Origin of the sequence: Megasphaera sueciensis (assembly GCF_050219315.1) — a bacterium.
GTDB classification, from domain to species: domain Bacteria; phylum Bacillota; class Negativicutes; order Veillonellales; family Megasphaeraceae; genus Megasphaera_A; species Megasphaera_A sueciensis.
The window spans coordinates 671,293-690,212 of sequence record NZ_CP116939.1; the positions used below are offsets into that span (position 1 = coordinate 671,293).

General features: G+C 38.2%; 19 protein-coding genes. 15 read left to right on the forward strand and 4 right to left on the reverse strand.

Going from position 1 to position 18,920, the window contains the following annotated elements; all coding sequences use genetic code 11:
* Positions 1–18 precede the first annotated feature (18 nt).
* From NXG62_RS03215 to NXG62_RS03280, 14 genes are all read left to right on the forward strand, one after another.
* Complete coding sequence (locus tag NXG62_RS03215; RefSeq protein ID WP_427113548.1) at positions 19–1,566, forward strand: 4-hydroxyphenylacetate 3-hydroxylase N-terminal domain-containing protein; 1,548 nt, start codon at positions 19–21, stop codon at positions 1,564–1,566.
* A gap of 431 nt (positions 1,567–1,997) precedes the next feature.
* Positions 1,998–2,975: a 3D domain-containing protein gene (locus NXG62_RS03220; RefSeq protein WP_427113549.1), complete on the forward strand. Its 978-nt coding sequence runs from the start codon at positions 1,998–2,000 to the stop codon at positions 2,973–2,975.
* Between the two features lie 269 nt (positions 2,976–3,244).
* Positions 3,245–3,988 (forward strand): 30S ribosomal protein S2, encoded by a 744-nt coding sequence (rpsB, locus tag NXG62_RS03225; RefSeq protein ID WP_427113550.1) that lies wholly within the window; start codon positions 3,245–3,247, stop codon positions 3,986–3,988.
* A gap of 111 nt (positions 3,989–4,099) precedes the next feature.
* Positions 4,100–4,747: a translation elongation factor Ts gene (gene tsf / locus NXG62_RS03230; protein ID WP_427114223.1), complete on the forward strand. Its 648-nt coding sequence runs from the start codon at positions 4,100–4,102 to the stop codon at positions 4,745–4,747.
* A 108-nt stretch (positions 4,748–4,855) separates the two neighbouring features.
* Positions 4,856–5,581 carry a UMP kinase gene (gene pyrH / locus NXG62_RS03235; RefSeq protein ID WP_427113551.1) on the forward strand — a complete coding sequence of 242 codons (726 nt, stop codon included), beginning with the start codon at positions 4,856–4,858 and terminating at the stop codon, positions 5,579–5,581.
* Between the two features lie 61 nt (positions 5,582–5,642).
* Positions 5,643–6,203, forward strand: a complete 561-nt coding sequence (gene frr / locus NXG62_RS03240; protein WP_427113552.1) for a ribosome recycling factor — start codon at positions 5,643–5,645, stop codon at positions 6,201–6,203.
* Positions 6,200–6,463, forward strand: coding sequence for a hypothetical protein (locus tag NXG62_RS03245; RefSeq protein WP_427113553.1), 264 nt, complete (start codon positions 6,200–6,202; stop codon positions 6,461–6,463). Before frr ends, NXG62_RS03245 begins: the two co-directional genes overlap by 4 nt.
* A complete protein-coding gene (locus tag NXG62_RS03250) occupies positions 6,444–7,211 on the forward strand; it encodes an isoprenyl transferase (protein WP_427113554.1) in 768 nt (255 codons plus the stop codon). Before NXG62_RS03245 ends, NXG62_RS03250 begins: the two co-directional genes overlap by 20 nt.
* 15 nt (positions 7,212–7,226) lie before the next feature.
* Positions 7,227–8,057 carry a phosphatidate cytidylyltransferase gene (locus NXG62_RS03255; protein ID WP_322351616.1) on the forward strand — a complete coding sequence of 277 codons (831 nt, stop codon included), beginning with the start codon at positions 7,227–7,229 and terminating at the stop codon, positions 8,055–8,057.
* 29 nt (positions 8,058–8,086) lie between these two features.
* Positions 8,087–9,232, forward strand: coding sequence for a 1-deoxy-D-xylulose-5-phosphate reductoisomerase (locus tag NXG62_RS03260; protein ID WP_427113555.1), 1,146 nt, complete (start codon positions 8,087–8,089; stop codon positions 9,230–9,232).
* Positions 9,233–9,246: 14 nt separating this feature from the next.
* Complete coding sequence (gene rseP / locus NXG62_RS03265; protein WP_427113556.1) at positions 9,247–10,269, forward strand: RIP metalloprotease RseP; 1,023 nt, start codon at positions 9,247–9,249, stop codon at positions 10,267–10,269.
* Between the two features lie 12 nt (positions 10,270–10,281).
* Positions 10,282–11,352 carry a flavodoxin-dependent (E)-4-hydroxy-3-methylbut-2-enyl-diphosphate synthase gene (gene ispG, locus NXG62_RS03270; RefSeq protein WP_427113557.1) on the forward strand — a complete coding sequence of 357 codons (1,071 nt, stop codon included), beginning with the start codon at positions 10,282–10,284 and terminating at the stop codon, positions 11,350–11,352.
* Between the two features lie 5 nt (positions 11,353–11,357).
* On the forward strand, positions 11,358–13,085 hold the full coding sequence (locus NXG62_RS03275) for a proline--tRNA ligase (RefSeq protein WP_427113558.1): 1,728 nt from the start codon (positions 11,358–11,360) through the stop codon (positions 13,083–13,085).
* A gap of 265 nt (positions 13,086–13,350) precedes the next feature.
* Entirely contained in the window at positions 13,351–14,709 is a 1,359-nt protein-coding gene (locus NXG62_RS03280; RefSeq protein WP_427113559.1) for a hypothetical protein, read from the forward strand.
* 60 nt (positions 14,710–14,769) lie between these two features.
* Here the strand turns inward: NXG62_RS03280 and NXG62_RS03285 are convergent, their stop codons facing one another.
* Positions 14,770–15,063, reverse strand: coding sequence for a hypothetical protein (locus NXG62_RS03285; protein WP_427113560.1), 294 nt, complete (start codon positions 15,061–15,063; stop codon positions 14,770–14,772).
* Between the two features lie 213 nt (positions 15,064–15,276).
* Complete coding sequence (gene lexA / locus NXG62_RS03290; RefSeq protein ID WP_427114224.1) at positions 15,277–15,894, reverse strand: transcriptional repressor LexA; 618 nt, start codon at positions 15,892–15,894, stop codon at positions 15,277–15,279.
* 152 nt (positions 15,895–16,046) lie between these two features.
* Here lexA and NXG62_RS03295 point away from each other — a divergent pair, with 152 nt between their 5' ends.
* Positions 16,047–16,373, forward strand: a complete 327-nt coding sequence (locus NXG62_RS03295) for a LysM peptidoglycan-binding domain-containing protein (RefSeq protein ID WP_427113561.1) — start codon at positions 16,047–16,049, stop codon at positions 16,371–16,373.
* A 110-nt stretch (positions 16,374–16,483) separates the two neighbouring features.
* Here NXG62_RS03295 and NXG62_RS03300 read toward each other — a convergent pair whose 3' ends face one another.
* Both NXG62_RS03300 and NXG62_RS03305 read right to left on the reverse strand, forming a co-directional pair.
* Positions 16,484–17,476, reverse strand: coding sequence for a site-specific integrase (locus NXG62_RS03300; RefSeq protein WP_427113562.1), 993 nt, complete (start codon positions 17,474–17,476; stop codon positions 16,484–16,486).
* 163 nt (positions 17,477–17,639) lie between these two features.
* Positions 17,640–18,920 carry an amidohydrolase gene (locus NXG62_RS03305; protein ID WP_427113564.1) on the reverse strand — a complete coding sequence of 427 codons (1,281 nt, stop codon included), beginning with the start codon at positions 18,918–18,920 and terminating at the stop codon, positions 17,640–17,642.

Consider the following 18,920-nt stretch of genomic DNA (forward strand, 5'->3'; position numbering starts at 1 on the left):
ATAAAAGGAGGCTTTATCATGTTAATGACAAAAAAACAATTCCAGGACAGTATTCGTGCTCGTAAACCAATGAATGTCTGGTTCCTGGGGGAAAAAATTGAAGATTTGACAACATTCCCCCCCTTGGCGGCGAGCTTTAATGCCATCTCAAAAGTGTATGAATTGGCACAGCGTCCGGCATGGAAAAATCTGATTACGGTGAAATCCCATTTAAATGGTGAAGATGTCAGTATTTATAATGCACCGCTTCGTTCTGCCGAAGATGCTAATAGAAAAACACGGGCTGCACGCGCATTGGCTGAAGTAATCGGCTGCTGCACACATCGCTGTACCGGTTCAGAAGCTTTCGCCGGATTAGGTCCTGCCTGTTATGATATGGATCATGACTTAGGAACACATTATTTCGAACGATTTATGAAGTTTCTTGATTATGTACAAAAAAATGATTTAACTTGTACGGTAACTGTAACGGATGTCAAAGGACTGCGTACTCTTCCGCCTCATGCACAGCCAGATAAGGATATGTATGTACATGTAGATGAAGTTCGTGACGACGGCATCGTTATCAGCGGATTTAAATGCAATCAAACAGGTATACTTTTTGCTCATGAAATTGTGATTGTACCAACGACTAATATGAAACCGGAAGATAAAGATTTTGCTGTCGCCTGTGCTGTCCCGGCCGATTCCCCGGGGATTACTTTTGTGCTGGGGCGGACACCGCAAGATAAACGATTTTTTGAAGTAAACGATACGATAGAAGGGATTGACTTGGGTAAAAAATATGCCGATCATCAGGCCTTGGTATATTTTGATAAAGTCTTTGTCCCTAATGCCCGCGTATTTCTCTGTGGAGAAGTAAAATATGTCAGCAGACTGCTTAGCTATTTTACAGCCGTTCATCGTCTTACGGCCGGCGGATGCAAAGCAGGCGGCTGTTCTGCTCTTTGCGGAGCAGCCAGCTTGATTGCCGATATGATTGGTGTGCAAAAAGCCGGACATATTCGCACCAAATTAACAGAAATGGCTATGACAGCAGAAACAGTGTATGGTTTATCACTTGCATCAGGCATTGAAGGTTTCCAACATCCCAGCGGTTTTTGGATTCCTAATCCGCTTATGTCTCATACTTGTAAATATACCTGCACCAAAATTCCGTTTGAAGCGGTGCGATATGCGCGTGATATTTTAGCTGGTTTTGGTGAAACAGCACCTTCCGAAATGGATATGCGCAGTGGAGAAGTAGGGCCCCTTTGTCAACGAGCTTTTAATCCGGGAAACTCTGAGTACACAGCATTTGACAGACTTCGGGCTTCTCGTTTCATAGAACATATGGTGAGAGGATCCAACTGGACCGCGATGGCTCTTCATGGCGGCGGTAACCAAGAGGCTTCGACGGTTATGGCACGTATGTATACCGACTGGGATTATGTGAAAGAGTTGGTAAAAGTTGCTTCAGGCATAGAAAAAGATACAGTTAAAACGGAAGAATTTCTTGATTCAATCGGTAAAAGACAAGGCCGCATATGCAACTATGGAGATTTGCCAAAAGTCGATAAAAAATAATATCGTATGATCCAACCTGTGGATCCGGACAGTACTGATTGAAAATTACTGTCCGGATTTGCATTATGTACAATATATTGTATGTCTTCTTACAGAAGACACAAAAAATCAATTTAAGAACAATTATAATAACAATACAGATAATACAATTTATTTATAATTATAAAGTGGTAGTAAAAGCAAAATTATAGTCCATAAGTGGCGAATTAATGACCGTTTTTTGGTTAATTTTACTTTCATGTGGGAAAATATGCAATATGCTCTCAATAACGCCTTCATTATAGATATTATCTATTGTTTTTGATTGATCATCATGGTTAACAAATGGCAAATGACATGATATTACCATGATTTAACTCTTAATTGTAAACCATTAAAAATTGACGTCATTGTCCTTCTTTGGTAGAATGTAAGTGCTTAGGAGGGATTTGATGAATAAATTGCAAAGAGGTCCCTTTACGCAAATGTATTTGATTCTTGTTTCGCTGCTTGTTATCGTTTCTTTAACGGGTTTTGTCACAAAAGGAAAATCGGTAACAATAACTGTCGATGGTCAGACGAATACTGTTTTTACACGAGCAGTGAATACAGAAGCTCTTTTGCGTGAAGAGAATATTTCCTTAGGGCCTAACGATGAAGCTGCACTATCCACGCCGACGCTTAAATCTGGCAGTACTTTGGAAGTACACCGTGCTGTCCCGGTCATGTTGATTTTTAAAGATAAGTCTAAGGTTGTAGAAACAGCCAAACAAACAGCGCAGGACGTTGCTGAGCAATACGGCTATGATCGGAAAAATTATCGTGTTTACGGTGATCCTTCAATGAAAGTCCAAAAAGGTATGTGGATTCATGTAGGTACGTTATCTAAAAAACAAGTTACGGAAGATGAAGTTATTCCCTATACTGTAGAAAGCGTTCCCGATGATAATCTGGCACAAGGTGAAGAACAACTTATTCAAGAAGGCATTAATGGCCGTAGAACAGTAAAAACAAATATTGTAAGTTTAGATGGAGAGATAGTTGGCAAGGAAATAATTTCTTCCTCTGTCATCGCCGAAATGAAACCTATGCTTCGTCACATCGGAACACGGGCAACTGTCGAAGTTTCCCGTGGTAATATTTCACGATACCGGGCAGTATTTAGCATGGAGGCTACAGCCTATCTTCCTACTGATGGTTCTGGAGAGGGTATTACGGCTACAGGAATACCTGCACATTACGGTGTAGTTGCCGTCGATCCGCATGTTATTCCTTTAGGTTCCCGGGTTTTTGTCCCCGGTTACGGGGAAGCAATTGCTGCCGATACAGGGAGCGCTATCGTGGGGAATCGGATTGATTTATGTATGGAGGATTATGGTTCTTGCATGCAGTTTGGACGTCGCAGTGTTGAAGTGTATATACTTAATTAATTGTTACAAATTATAACAAAAACGATTGTGTTCAATTGAACACAATCGTTTTTTATAAGTGCTGCGCCCGGCAGGGGCGCAGTTTAGGAGAAATCGAGAACCATATATTCCCCTGCTTCCCTTCAAAAAATGCTTGTGTGCAGGTTAGGGGTGTGATATAATGTTAAAGGTTCAAAATACACACGTCACGTCGAACTTATTGCTGTGCCGTTTATTCGGTGATAATGGGTAATGACCGGACGGAGGACAAAACAGGAGGAATTATAATTATGGCAGTAGTATCTATGAAGCAATTGTTAGAAGCAGGTGTTCATTTTGGTCACCAAACAAGACGCTGGAATCCGAAGATGGCTCGTTTCATCTTCACCGAACGTAACGGTATTTACATTATTGATTTGCAAAAAACCGTTAAAAAAATGGATGAAGCATATAACTTTGTTCGTGATTTAGCAGCAGAAGGCGGTACGGTTCTTTTTGTCGGTACAAAAAAACAGGCACAAGAATCAATTAAAAGTGAAGCAGAACGCTGTAATATGTTTTATGTAAATGAACGTTGGCTCGGTGGTATGCTGACAAATTATCAGACCATTGAAAAACGTGTAAAACGTTTAAAAACATTAGAAAAACAAGAAGAAGAAGGGATATTTGATGTTTTACCGAAAAAAGAAGTTATCGGTTTAAAACATGAAATGGATAAATTGCAGAAATATCTGGGCGGTATTAAAGAAATGAAGACATTGCCGAGTGCATTGTTTATTATTGATCCCAAGAAGGAAGAAATCGCAGTTGCTGAAGCGCGCAAGCTGCACATTCCTATCATTGCCACTGTTGATACAAATTGTGATCCCGATGTAATTGACTATCCTATTCCGGCTAACGACGATGCCATCCGCGCAGTTAAATTATTAACTGGTCGTATTGCAGATGCCATTCTTGAAGGCCGTCAGGGAGAACAAAATGAAGAAGCCGAAACGGTTGAAGCGGAAAACGAAGCAACAAATTCGGCAGAATAATATATGACGTTTTTTGAGAATTAAATGATTTTTATCATATAAAGGTAAGGAGTTATTTTGATTCCTTACCTTTATTAAACTGAATTATATTATTATAATTTTAGGAGGAATATTATGATTACTGCAAGCATGGTAAAAGATTTAAGAACAAAAACCGGTGCCGGTATGATGGACTGCAAAAAAGCGTTGGCGGCTACCGACGGTGATATGGATAAAGCTGTTGACTTTTTACGTGAAAAAGGATTAGCTGCTGCAGCTAAAAAAGCAAGCCGTATTGCCGCTGAAGGTTTAGTCTACTCTTATATTCATGGCAATGGACGCATTGGTGTCCTTGTCGAAGTGAACTGTGAAACCGACTTTGTTGCTCAAACCGATAATTTTAAATCTCTTTGTAAAGACATCGCTATGCAGATTGCTGCATCTAAACCGACTTATTTAAAGAGAGAAGAAGTTCCTCAATCTGTTATCGATCATGAAAAAGAAGTCCTTCGTATTCAGGCTTTGAACGAAGGTAAACCGGAAAAAATTGTTGAAAAAATGACAGTTGGCCGTATTGAAAAATTTTATAAAGAAAATTGTTTAATGGAACAGCCTTTCATTAAAGATTCTGATAAAGATATTACACAGGTTATTAATGAAAATATTGCGAAAATTGGTGAAAAAATCGATATCCGCCGTTATACGCGCTATGAACTAGGAGAAGGTTTGGAAAAACGCAGTGATGACTTCGTTTCAGAAGTAATGGCACAAGCTAAATAAGATTAAATAAGAGAACACCGTTCCATGTGTTCTCTTATTTTCTAATGTGGCTTATGGCCATATATCTGCGTTTTTTCAAAAAGATTTTTTTCCAACAGGAGGCACCATATGGACACAAGAAAGTTTAAACGAATTGTTTTGAAATTAAGCGGAGAAGCATTAGCCGGGAATGTAGGGTATGGAATTGATCCTGAGACAGTAGATAAAATTGCAGATGATGTAGTTGCTGTATCAAAAATGGGTATCCAAATTGCTATCGTAGTGGGTGGCGGTAATATATGGCGCGGTTTATCCGGAAGCGCTAAAGGAATGGATCGAGTTTCTGCCGACTATATGGGAATGCTGGCAACGGTAATGAATTCGTTGGCATTACAGGATGCTTTAGAAAAAAAAGGGGTTGCTACACGTGTGCAGACCGCAATTAATATGCAGCAAGTTGCTGAACCTTATATCCGCCGAAAAGCTATCCGCCATTTAGAAAAAGGCCGTGTCGTGATTTTTGGTGCTGGTACAGGTAATCCCTATTTTTCGACAGATACAACGGCCGCATTGCGCGCAGCCGAAATTGAAGCAGATGGCATTTTTATGGCTAAAAAATGTGTGGATGGTGTATATGATAGTGATCCTAAAATAAATCCCGCTGCTAAAAAATTCAAGAGACTTTCTTATATTGAAGTTATTAAACGCGAACTCGCTGTCATGGATGCAACTGCAACTACATTATGCATGACCAACAATATTCCCATATTGGTATTTAGTATAGATATTCCCGGAAATATCGTAGCTGCTGCCAGCGGAAAAGATATAGGAACTTTAGTCGACAAAGAAGGGTAATAGCTGTATTATAGTTATATATCATATCATATTATAATTATAGAAAAGGGAAGTGATTTAAATGGATATTCAGAGTTTATTTACACAGGAAGAAGAACGCATGAACAAGGCCATTTCCAGCTTTAAATTAGATTTAGCATCTATTCGTACCGGCAGAGCAAGCACGACTTTATTAGACCGTGTTTCTGTGGAATATTACGGTATCCCTACGCCTATAAAACAAGTCGCTAATGTTTCTGCACCGGAACCGCGCCTGATTACCATTGTTCCTTGGGAAAAAAATATGCTGGCCCCTATCGAAAAAGCTATATTGAAATCCGATCTCGGTTTAAATCCCAATAATGACGGAACTATGATCCGATTGGAAATTCCTCAGCTTACCGAAGAGCGCCGCAAAGATTTATCAAAAAAAGTCAATAAGCATGCAGAAGAAGCTCGTGTAGTTATTCGTAATATACGGCGTGATGCAAATGAATCTATTAAAAAGTTAGAAAAGAAAAGAGATATTACGGAGGATGACAGCAAGGAAGCACAGACTACCATTCAAAAATTAACAGATAAAAAAATCAAAGAAATTGATGAAATGAAGGCAAAGAAAGAAAAAGAAGTAATGGAAGTATGATGGATATACGGATTTTTATTGGCATGCCCCTACGGTATGCCAAATCTGTCTTAAAAGAGAAAGATATTCCTTTTACTGTTGAAGAAACAAAATCCCGCAGTCATTTTTTTAAATGCAATGAGCAGTCCATATATGTCATACGGGCTACTTATGTAAATGAGCAAATTCATTTTCTGGTCAATTACAGTTTAGAAGTCAGTAATGATGTTTGCAACGTTTTGCGAGACAGGAATGGTGACTATGAAGAACCTATTTTTTAAAAAAGAATCAAATACTAAGCATCTCTCTGAAGAGATGCTTGATAAGAATAACATGCCCCATCATATTGCCATTATAATGGATGGCAATGGCCGATGGGCTAAAAAGCGGGGAATGCCTCGCAGCTATGGTCATCATGCGGGGGCTGACACTCTCAAACAAATTGTGCGGGATACCAGTGATTTAGGAGTAAAAGTATTAACTGTTTATGCTTTTTCAACGGAAAATTGGAAGAGGCCGAAGGATGAAGTCTCTTATCTGATGAATTTAATTGAAGAGTATTTACGTAAGAATCTTCGTGCTCTTGAAGAAAATAATGTTTCGCTGCATTTTATCGGAGATATCGGCGGACTGAACAACAAATTACAGCAAATCATTTGTGACGCTGAACAGGATACTGCAAATAACACAGGATTAGTATTGAACTTAGCGATTAACTACGGTGGTCGGCTTGAAATTACGGAGGCCATGCAGCATATCGCATCCGATGTGCTGCGGCATACAATAACAATCGATGAGATAAATGAATCACTTGTGGGAAAATATCTGTATACAGCTCCTCATAATGATGTAGATCTGCTTATTCGTCCCGGTGCTGATAAAAGGGTAAGCAATTTTTTATTATGGCAAATGGCATATGCTGAGTTTTGGTTTACAGAATTATGCTGGCCGGATTTTACTAAAGAAACATTAATAGAAGCTATTTTATCTTTTCAAAGCCGGGATCGCCGGTTTGGCGGATTGAAGTAAGGTGGTAACGTAGTTATGTTGTCTAAAAGAATAACGACAGGTATTATAGGTGCAGCTTTTACGATTTTTGTTATTTATGAAGGAAATTGGTTGTTTTTTGCCATGATGACGATTCTTGCAATGCTTGGCTGGCAGGAATATGTCCGGCTTATGAAAAAAATGGATGCAAATTTGACTGTTATCCCCGGTCATATTTGGATTGTATGTTTATTTTTTGCTTATTGGTTTACAAATAATAAAGTAATCATGCTGCTCAGTGTGATTATGATGTCTTGGATTTTATTGCGCACTGTTATACGACATGAATTTGTAAAACCGGTGGATAGTGCTTACTCTTTATACGGTTTGATTTACATTGTCGGTGGTTTTTTATCTATGTTGGTCTTGCGCAACAGCATGATTGGCGATTCTCTTAATCAGTACTTTCAAACGGCAATGATTGAACCGTCAAAATTTATTGTTTTTTTATTAGTATTTTCTACTTGGGCTAGTGATACATTTGCTTTTGCCGTCGGCAAATTAAAAGGTAAAAAAAAGCTCTGTCCAGCTGTCAGTCCCAGTAAAACAGTAGAAGGTTTTTTCGGCGGTATTCTTGGGACAATTATAACCGCAGTTGTTTTCTCATTGATTTTTAAATTTTCTCTTCTTCATGGCTTAGTCATAGGTATAATTATTGCTATTATGGCTCCATTAGGAGATTTAATAGAGTCAATTCTCAAACGAGTATGCGATGTTAAAGATTCCGGAAATATTATTCCTGGACATGGCGGGATATTAGACCGTTTCGATAGTTTATTGTTTGCAGCCCCCGCTGTATATGTGTATGTATTACTCATTGGGCGGTAGTACAATGTAAAATTACTTAGGAGTGAATCATGAAAAAAATTGCAGTATTAGGCAGTACAGGATCCATTGGAACACAAGCAGTCGATGTTATCGATGCACATCCTGATTTATTTTCTTTAACTGCTGTCGCAGCAAACACCAATTGGTACACGGCTGCCTTGCAGATAAAAAAATACAAGCCTGCCTTTGCCTGTATGATTGATAAAACGGCTTCTGAACATTTGCGTTCGGAAGTAGGTGATATATGTACCATTTTTCAGGGCAAAGAAGGATTAATGCATCTTATTGAAGAGACGGATGCCGATATGATCTTAACTTCTCTTGTCGGTGCCGCTGGTATTGCACCGACCTTATCAGCAATTAAACGCGGTATAGACATTGCCCTTGCCAATAAAGAAACATTGGTTGCTGCAGGTGAATTAGTCATGCGCGAAGCCGCTCGCCGGGGAGTCCGTATTTTACCGGTTGACAGTGAACACGGTGCAATCTTTCAATGTCTCCACGGACGAAAGACAGAAGAAATAGAAAAACTTTTGATAACCGCCTCTGGAGGTCCTCATTTTCAACTTCCTGCAAAAGACTTTCCCAACATTACGGTAGAACAATGTTTAAATCATCCTACATGGAATATGGGTGGAAAAATAACGATTGATTCAGCGACAATGTTTAATAAAGGGTTGGAAGTAATTGAGGCTCACTGGCTGTTTCATATGCCTTTCAGTAGGATTGAAGTAGTTGTCCAGCCACAAAGTATTATTCATTCCATGATTCAATTTATTGATGGCTCGGTTATCGGACAATTGGGTATGCCGGATATGAGGCTGCCGATTCAATATGCTTTTACCTACCCTGATAGATTTCCTGTCCGCAATGCCAAAAAAATCAATTGGAACACGTTAGCCCGTTTGGATTTTTATGCACCGGATAATGAAAAATTTCCCGCTATCCCACTGGCGTATGAAGCTGGCATGATTGGCGGTACTATGCCATGTGTGTTGAATGGTGCTAATGAAGTAGCTGTATATGCATTTTTGCATAAGAAGATTTCTTTTACCCGTATCTTTGAAATCGTACGTGCCGTGATGGAAAAACACACTGTATGCCACGATATAACTTTGGATTCCATCAGCAGTGCCGATTCTTGGTCTAGACGTTGCGCTGTTTCGCTTATTTAGGGGGGAGGCCGCATATGTTGGTAACGATTGCCGCGACGGTTTTCGTCTTTAGTATTATTGTTTTTGTTCATGAATTAGGTCATTTTATGACAGCCAAGGCAACTGGAATGCAGGTTGATGAATTTGCTATCGGTTTTGGTCCCAAAATATACAGTTATCAGTACGGACCCACATTATATTCTTTACGGGCTATCCCATTAGGTGGATTTAACCGCATTTCTGGTATGTCGGAAGAAGAAGAATTAACCGAGACATCTTTTTTATCCAAAGGTGTCTCTTCACGTCTTTTTGTCATTGCGGCCGGAGCTGCTATGAACTTTATTCTGGCTATTTTTATTATTTGGGGCTTAATGTTTACAATTGGGACCAAGGATGTTTCTACAGAACCCATCGTCGGTTCTGTGATGGCTGATTCTGCTGCTTCGACTGCTCGTATTCAAAAAGGTGATCGAATTGTTGCTATCAGCGGTATCCCGGTTGAAAAATGGAATGATATTTCCGCGGCTGTTGCCCAGCATAGTCAGGAAGTACTGACGGTTACAGTACAACGTAATAATGAAAATATAAATTTGACAATGATTCCAAAATTAGAAGCCCAAACACAACGTCCTATAATCGGTGTTGTCCCGGTCATTATAACGCAAAATCATGGATTTTTTGAATCCGCCGTATTGTCGGTAGAACGTACGGGGCAAATTTGTAAAATGATGATTGTTGGATTATATCATATGGCGGCTGGAACAGAAAAAGCGGATATTGCAGGCCCGATAGGGGTTGCACAATTAGCCGGACAGGTAGCTTCTTTAGGCTTTGTTAATTTACTAATGTTTACTGCGTTTTTAAGCATTAATTTAGGAATTATCAATTTACTGCCTATCCCTATGCTTGATGGGGGGTATATTATCCTTTTGATATTAGAAGGGATTACTCGGCGCCGCTTACCTGCAAAGGCGTTATATTATGTGCAAATGGTGGGTATGTGTATCTTAGCGGCTGTGTTTATACTTGCAATGATGCAGGATATTAGCCGGTTTTAAAGAGGTGGTATAATGATAAAACGCAGAAAATCAATTGCTGTTATGGCTGGTAATTTGATGATTGGCGGGAATGCCCCTATTTCAGTGCAAACCATGTCAACCATTACACCTTCCGATACCGAAAAAGCATCAGCTGATGCCCGAAGGCTTGCTGCCTATGGTGCAGAAATTATTCGTTTTGCAGTTCCCGATATAAACGCTGCCATAGGACTCAAAGAAGTGGTACAAGCATCTTCCGTTCCTATTGTGGCAGATATTCACTTTGACTATAAGCTGGCACTGCAGGCTGTTGAAAGCGGTGTCGCAGCATTACGAATCAATCCTGGCAACATAGGACCCGATAAAAACGTTGCCTGTGTTGTTGAAAAAGTCCGTTCTTCCAATATACCGATTCGTATCGGTATTAACTCAGGATCTCTTCCAGAAGATGTTTTAGCCGAACATGGCGGACATCCCACTGCGGATGGAATGGTAGAAGGAGCGCTGCGTCATATTCGAATTTTGGAACGCCTGAATTATAGAAATATGGTTATTTCATTAAAATCATCCGATGTCCCTCTGATGATACAGGCCTATATGAATTTAGCCGAACGCATCCCTTACGCACTCCATTTAGGTGTAACGGAGGCCGGATTGATAAGAGAAGGCAGTATTAAATCAGCAATTGGGATTGGAACTTTATTATATCATGGAATAGGAGATACCATTCGCGTCTCTTTAACGGGTGATCCTGCCGAAGAAATCAAAGCAGGACAAACCATTTTAAGTTCTCTGGGTCTTAGGCAGTTTGGTCCGACCTTAATATCTTGTCCTACTTGCGGGCGTACACAAGTCAATTTAATTGAGTTAGCCGAAAAAGTACAACAAGCTATTGCGCCTTTAAATATACCATTAAAAGTTGCCGTTATGGGGTGTGTTGTAAACGGTCCAGGAGAAGCACGCGAAGCTGACTTTGGTATCGCCGGAGGAAAAGGCAGCGGTATTATTTTTTCTCATGGGAAAATTTTAAAGCGTGTAACTGAAAATAACCTCGTGGAAAGTTTACTTGAAGAAATACGAAAATATATGCAGAAGGAGTCTTGAGATTTATGTTAGCATCTAAATTATATTGCCCGACATTACGGGAGATACCGGCTGAAGCCGAAGTAGTAAGTCATCAATATATGTTAAAAGCAGGTATGATTCGGAAAAATGCTGGGGGAGTGTATACCTTTTTGCCTCTTGGCCGGCGTATTGTTCGTAAAATTGAAGCTATTGTCCGCGAAGAAATGGATGCGACAGGAGCTCAGGAAATTATGATGCCCATCATGCAGCCAGCTGAAATTTGGCATGAATCCGGTCGCTGGAGTGCCTATGGCGCGGAAATGTTCAAATTACAAGACAGACATGGCAATGATTATTGTTTAGGGCCAACGCATGAAGAACTTATTACGACATTAGTACGCAATGAACTTCGTTCATATAAACAAATGCCTTTAACCTTATATCAAATGCAGAATAAGTATCGTGACGAAATTCGCCCTCGATTTGGTTTAATGCGGAGCCGGGAGTTTGTAATGAAAGATGCCTATTCTTTTGATATAGATGAAGAAGGGTTGCATCATAGTTATCAGATTATGTACGATGCCTACAGCCGAATTTTTGATCGCTGCGGGCTAAATTATAAGCCGGTATTAGCCGATTCAGGTCAAATAGGCGGAAGTCGCACACATGAATTTATGGCATTAGCAGATGCCGGTGAAGCTGACGTCGTTTCTTGCTCTGTGTGCGATTTTGCCGCAAATGTGGAAAAAGCAGTTCCTCTTACACTTAATATGCCTGTGGAATCATTAAAAGATTTAGAAATTATTGAAACTCCTAATTGTTCCACTATTGATGATTTGACCCGTTTTTTGGAAATCCCCATAGAAAAGACAATAAAAGCGGTGGCGTTCGATGTGGATGGTAAATTAGCGCTTTGTATGATTCGAGGGGATCATGAAGTGAATGATGTAGCTGTTCAGAATCTCGTGGGCGGCAATACAATTGAACCGGCGTCTCCGGAAGTATTGGCAGCTCATGGATTAGAAGCCGGATATATGAGTCCTATTCATGCAGCATCTCCAGATGATAATTTTATTATTATTGTAGATCCAACGGCTATGAATATATATAATGGTGTCACTGGTGCCAATAAACATGGGTATCACTATAAAAATGTAACTCCGTCCCGAGATTTTAAAAATAGTACCGTAGCAACAATACGTCTGATTATGGAATCAGACGTTTGCCCGGTATGCGGAGCACCTATTCATATGGTTCAAGGAATTGAAGTCGGTCAGGTTTTTGAACTGGGGACAAAGTATTCTACCTCCTTGCAAGCAACGTTTTTAGATCAGAATGGAAAAGCGAAACCATATGTTATGGGGTGCTACGGTATAGGTGTAACACGCACAATGGCAGCAGCCATAGAACAATATCATGATGAAAAAGGAATTATTTGGCCGGTAAACATAGCACCTTATGAAGTCGCCATACTTCCTGTAAGTACTAAAGACGAGAAAATGATGAATATTGCCGGCACGTTATATACAGATTTACAAGCGGCTGGAATTGAAACGCTTCTTGATGATCGTAATGAGAGAGCGGGTGTCAAATTTAATGATGCAGATCTAATTGGTTATCCTATTCGTATTACTGTAGGGAAAAAATCCGCTGCTGAAAAGACAGTGGAAATCAAAATTCGTAGTACCGGTGAAGTGGAAATAGTGTCCATTAAACAAGCGGCAGACCGTGTACGAGACATATTAAAATTTTTAAGGGAAAACAAGAAATAAAATATTAAAATAAACGGCTGCCTAGAAATGATAGGCGGTCGTTTTGTTTTAATATAAAACAAATGTTCTGCGAAAGGTGAATGAAATTGTCAGAACATTTGTTCTTATATGGACTAAAATTACGAATATTTAATTTTAATATAACTTTAATGCGTATTAGAGAAATTATAAATATTATATAATCAAACTTTAATTAAAATACAAACTTCTGCCATCATAATAAATATAGGTAATCAATAAAATTTATAATGACGGGAGTAATGAAATGGTACAAAGCAGAGAAGAATTTATATTGGATATCATGAATCAAGGTCTGAAAATGAAAGAATGGCAACTTTGTTTGCAACAGCTTCAAGCAGAAAATAAAATACCCACTGAGTATAAGAATTCACCGGTATTATTAAACAAATTAGCATTTATTTATATGCATGCGGCCCGCTCCGAAGAACAGCACGCAAAATATATTAAATTAGCACATCAAACTTATGCCGCCGCTCTTCAAAAAACAGAAAATGAAAAAGAAAATTATAATTCAATTAAAGGGATGGCATATTTATACTATAGTGAATATATCGGCTATAATTCGTTGCTTTTTTCCAATAAAGCCTCTTGGCCTATTAGTATAGAAGAATGCGAACGGAATGCCGATATCTTATATGAAAAAATAAGACTGCATAGGCCTGACGTATTGGACTTATATCGCTATGCTCATCTATTATATATGGCTTCCAATAATATACATTCTATCCAATCTTTCGGCGAAATCATGGAAAAAAGAAAAAAAGCCTATATCATATATTTACAGGCAGTAGAGCAATATGAACATTTACAGGAAAAAGAAAAAAAGCGTCTACAACGAATATACATAAAATCCTGCTATGGTGTCTGCCGCTGCGGACTGGGATTAATTGCCAAACGATCTTCACTGCTCAATGAATTGATATTGCTATTTGATTTTCAACCAAAAGAAAAGGAAATATCTTCTTTCGAAATGAAAAAATTTTCCGAAATAAGTCATTGTTTAAAATGCATTTTGCGGGAAGAATGCCTTCCCACAGACGCTGGAGATATCATAGATATACAAACACTTGCCAATCGTGAACAAATTATTGCTAGATCTTGGGATGTTTATTATATGATAGGTAAGTTTTATGACTATTCATTACAATATACGCGGTGTTCCGATCCCCATATTTTATATGAAAAAGCCGAAAAATATTATAAACTTGCCTGTGAAATAGATTGCATACGTCGGCAAAATAAAAAAATGGCCTCTGGCTTTAAACACATGTATATGGGATTATTCAAATTATATTTGCGAAATCGTCAGGAAGAAGCATTCTATAAGTCTTGGAATACATATTATTATATTATCGATTTTGATGATTCTTACCGCTTTTTATTTCAGGCCCGTTGGTTGATTTTGAAAAAAGAATATAGGGAAGCAAAAAAATTACTTGAACAATGCAGCGAAATGATAAAAGGAAAAAATAATAATGTAAACAGAAAAATTGATCAATTATTAGATATCGTACATATTCTGATTGAAAAAAACAGCTGTAACATAGAAGAAAAATATAAGCCATATCAACGTAAATACCTCAATGAATTGCTCCAATTATAATTGATGGTTTAAAATAAATAAAGATATGCCGTTATAAGGCATATCTTTATTTATTTTAAACTACTTTTTTTGTTTATGCAGCAGTTCATATAGTTTCTTTTCAAACTCTACATCCGAAATAACACTCAACTTATGCATATCTCTGATGTCTTTGAGCTGATCCAATAATTCTTCACTGATAGCTGGTTTATTTTCCTTCATTTCCGGAGATTTTACCGTACTGGGATGCAACAGATAAAAAGTACGTTTTTCATATTCATCATCAGAAATAATATTTAACTTATGCATATCCCTCAATTCTTTTAATTGAGAAGCAATTAATTCCAATTGTTCTTTTTTTTCATCATTATTCATATTAGGTACCTCCTGTCAAAAACAAAAATCATCATTAATTCAATTATACTGCTATATGATTTTATTATATCAACTGCTCTTTAATTGTCAAACAGTGTGAACTAAAAACTTTTACCAATAGATAATCTTTGTAAAAAAGCAACCACATATCAGCTGCAGAAAATTTTAATTCTAAAAGAACGGCAAGGATAATCATTGACCGGATAAAACGTATCAATATTTTCGAAAAAGGCCAACTACCTTCCCCAAAATAGAACAGTTCCTGGTAATAATCGGTTCATAATTGTCATTTTCCGGCTGCAGACGAATATGTTCATCTTCTTTATAGTATCGCTTCACTGTAGCCTCATCGTCGATTAAAGCCACTACGATTTCGCCGTTATTTGCTGTATCCTGACGGCGTATTACCAGATAGTCTCCTTCATATATACCTGCTTGTATCATACTGTCACCTTTTACAGTTAACATAAAGCAATCGTCTTCACCAATAAATTCAGCAGAAAAAGGATATACATCTTCTACATATTCTTCCGCCAAAGCAGGTGAGCCAGCACGTACTTGCCCAACTAAGGGGAGGGGAACAATTTTTTTTGAACGCCATGAGCCTTCATCCAGTAATTCAATGGTACGATTTTTGGTTGGATCACGGCGGATAAAGCCTAGGGTTTCCAAACGGTGTAAATAGCCGTGAACCGTAGAAGTAGAACTCAGTCCTACTTCTTTGCAAATTTCACGAACTGATGGGGGATATCCATATTTATGAACAGATTCACGTATATATTCTAAGATTTGGCGTTGACGGGTGGTTAAGTTTTTTTCACTAGTCATCATCATTACGCATCACTCCTTATTCTTTTATCTCATTATATATGATATAAAGGAATAAATCAAACATTTGTTCACATTAATACTTGACAAGAACAATTGTTCGGCGATATAATAAACATGTAATCAAACATTTGTTCTAAACGGGAGTGATCTACATGAAGAAAAGAAATCAACACCCTCTGATAAATTTAAAATATTTTTTTGTTCTAACCGCTCTTATAGTATCCATTACTCAATTAGGATGGATATTTCATGATAATGCACAATATATTCCTGTCCGAGTACATACAGGAGATACCGTATGGAATATTGCATCAGCAGCCGTTGACAGCGGAACAGATGTACGGGATGTCGTAGACGGTATTTTAAAAGTAAATCATTTATCTAATAATGATGATATTTATCCCGGACAAATATTACAAATACCGGTGCATGACAGCAGCATTGAAACAGTGAAATCTCATTTTGATGTACAACTTTGATAGGAAATTAAGACAACTTAATATAGTACACATACAGCATAAAAACAAAGAGAAATGCACCTCAAAATCAAATTTTAAGGTGCATTTCTTTTTGTTTATTACTATTATGTTTATTTTTTATCACCCGTAATTTTAAATATAGGATTATCAATAAGTTTATCCGCTTCATCTATATACCGTCTAACGATAGCTTGTGATTTATGACGTGTCTGTCTCATGATTTGCCGTTCTTCTACATGGTGTTGTGCTGCTGACGTTGCAAAACCGTGTCGCAAGCTGTGCGCTCCATAATCTTTAGGATCCATACCCACAAGTCCAACATATTGTTTTACAAGGAGAGCAATTGATTTATCTGATATCCGATTTTTGCGGAGCCCATGGCTTCTTGTAAAACCGCGGAAAACAGGTCCTGTGGTAATACCGCTGAGTGCTATCCAATCTTTTAATGCTTGTACAGCACAGACATCTTTATCTTTAACATAAGGGATTGCAATCATTTGTCCTTGATCCATTTGATCGGTTTTAGACTTACGCAGTGTAATAAGCAGACCTAAGCGGGTAAATCGCAAATCTTCCATGTCAAGGCCGGCTATTTCTGAACGCCGCATAGCTCCGTAAAATCCAACAAGCAGGATAGCTTTATCTCTGGCTTGTTGTAATTCGTCTCCTTCCATACAATGTAACATTTCCCGTATATCATCGAATAATACCGGCAGTTTTCCACGCTGCATTGTCCCTTTCATTCGTTTTATTCCTTTTAAGGCATTTTTTACGATAGGGAAGCGACAGGGATTATCCTTGATGCCAGCGGCATCAAAATTTTCTGTTAATGCGCTGATTCTGCGAGCTACCGTATTTGCTTTGGCATTATCAGCCAAATCGTTAATATAATTTATAATAGTTTCCGGTTCGGCAGGGAATGCTTGTACATGATGGTGGTCACACCAATCATAAAAATCATTCCAATCCGACTCATATGCGTCAATTGTATTTTCAGATCGGGAAATATATATGCTTTGACGACTTTTGTCTGTCAATTTTGTGTTAGCCGCCATGATATCGGCATTATGTAAATAAAAGTATTTGGGTGGATGATCCAACATAATCACTCCTTAACAATAATATTGAATATAAAAGAATATCGATATATTTTATTAAAAAATTCCAGAAAGAACAAAAATACAATTACTTCCGATAACGTTAAATTATCGGAAGTAATTGTATCATACTTTATCTTTGAATTCAATTAGTTAAAGAAATATTTTATCATAATGAATTAAAAAGTTTATCTTTAGTCCGTTCTGCTTCAAAACGAATTTTATCAATATCTAATGTAGTAAATTCTTTATTGCGCAGCAAAATATTTCCATCTACAATAACGGTGTCTACATCAAAGCTATTCGCTGAATACGCCAGCAGTGACATCATATCATTTTTAGGATACCAATGCAAACCTTCACGATTTATTAGTGTAATATCTGCTTTATAGCCTTCCTGCAGTTTTCCGACATCGGTATAGCCAAGAGCCTTAGCACCGCCTTCTGTTAATAAATTAACAGCCGTTTCCGCAGGAATAATCAACGGATCCAGTGTATTCGCTTTATGGATCAATGCAGCCAACCGCATTTCCTCGAATATATCCAGATTATTATTACTGGAAGCGCCGTCTGTACCTAATCCTACGGTAATGCCTTTTTGCAGCATAGTATGAATCGGTGCGATTCCACTGGCTAATTTTAAATTACTTCCCGGGTTATGAGCGACACGGACATGTTTTCTGGCCATTATCTCTAAATCTGCATCGTCCACCCATACACAATGTGCTGCCAAACATCCGCAATCAAAAATACCCAAATCATCCATCAAGAGAATCGGTGATTTTCCGTACTGTTTCTTTATATTTTCAACCTCGCCTTTCGTCTCACATAAATGAATATGTATTTCTGCATGTAATTCATGTGCTAAAGCTACTACTTTGCGCAGATAATCAGGAGCGCAGGTATAAGGCGCATGGGGACCCAGCATAACAGTAATACGTCCGTCAGCTTTACCATTCCAATCTTGGTAAAACGTTTTACTTTCTTTTAAAGCTTGCATCCCACTGGGAGTACATCCAGTCATTCCGCGACATAAAGAAGCTCGAATACCTGTTTCAGATACTGCTTTAGCTACATCATTCATAAAAAAATACATATCTGCAAAACTTGTTGTTCCACAGCGAATCATTTCGGCAATGCCTAACATAGTCTGTGCATACACAATATCGCTGTCCAGTTTATCTTCTGCGGGCCAAATTTTCTTTTCCAGCCAATCCATTAACTGCATATCATCGGCATAACTGCGAAATACAGTCATGGCAATATGATTGTGCGTATTAACAAATCCCGGAGTTGCCAGCATCCCCTTCCCTTCTATTATCGTATCATATTCATCAGCATGTATAATATCAGGGAATCCACTGATTCGTGTGTCTTCAATGGCAATATTTTGATGTTCTGTTATGACATGGTCTTTATAAATGCCTACATTCTTTATTAATGTTTTCAT

Coding starts and splice junctions, on each gene's coding strand:
- NXG62_RS03250 (WP_427113554.1), top strand. CDS start 6,444: ATGAAGAACCTATTTTTTAAAAAAGAATCAAATACTAAGCATCTCTCT.
- frr (WP_427113552.1), top strand. CDS start 5,643: ATGGATATTCAGAGTTTATTTACACAGGAAGAAGAACGCATGAACAAG.
- NXG62_RS03300 (WP_427113562.1), bottom strand. CDS start 17,476: ATGTTGGATCATCCACCCAAATACTTTTATTTACATAATGCCGATATC.
- NXG62_RS03255 (WP_322351616.1), top strand. CDS start 7,227: ATGTTGTCTAAAAGAATAACGACAGGTATTATAGGTGCAGCTTTTACG.
- pyrH (WP_427113551.1), top strand. CDS start 4,856: ATGGACACAAGAAAGTTTAAACGAATTGTTTTGAAATTAAGCGGAGAA.
- NXG62_RS03280 (WP_427113559.1), top strand. CDS start 13,351: ATGGTACAAAGCAGAGAAGAATTTATATTGGATATCATGAATCAAGGT.
- NXG62_RS03305 (WP_427113564.1), bottom strand. CDS start 18,920: ATGAAAACATTAATAAAGAATGTAGGCATTTATAAAGACCATGTCATA.
- NXG62_RS03285 (WP_427113560.1), bottom strand. CDS start 15,063: ATGAATAATGATGAAAAAAAAGAACAATTGGAATTAATTGCTTCTCAA.
- NXG62_RS03215 (WP_427113548.1), top strand. CDS start 19: ATGTTAATGACAAAAAAACAATTCCAGGACAGTATTCGTGCTCGTAAA.
- NXG62_RS03275 (WP_427113558.1), top strand. CDS start 11,358: ATGTTAGCATCTAAATTATATTGCCCGACATTACGGGAGATACCGGCT.
- NXG62_RS03260 (WP_427113555.1), top strand. CDS start 8,087: ATGAAAAAAATTGCAGTATTAGGCAGTACAGGATCCATTGGAACACAA.
- NXG62_RS03245 (WP_427113553.1), top strand. CDS start 6,200: ATGATGGATATACGGATTTTTATTGGCATGCCCCTACGGTATGCCAAA.
- ispG (WP_427113557.1), top strand. CDS start 10,282: ATGATAAAACGCAGAAAATCAATTGCTGTTATGGCTGGTAATTTGATG.
- lexA (WP_427114224.1), bottom strand. CDS start 15,894: ATGATGACTAGTGAAAAAAACTTAACCACCCGTCAACGCCAAATCTTA.
- NXG62_RS03295 (WP_427113561.1), top strand. CDS start 16,047: ATGAAGAAAAGAAATCAACACCCTCTGATAAATTTAAAATATTTTTTT.
- NXG62_RS03220 (WP_427113549.1), top strand. CDS start 1,998: ATGAATAAATTGCAAAGAGGTCCCTTTACGCAAATGTATTTGATTCTT.
- rpsB (WP_427113550.1), top strand. CDS start 3,245: ATGGCAGTAGTATCTATGAAGCAATTGTTAGAAGCAGGTGTTCATTTT.
- rseP (WP_427113556.1), top strand. CDS start 9,247: ATGTTGGTAACGATTGCCGCGACGGTTTTCGTCTTTAGTATTATTGTT.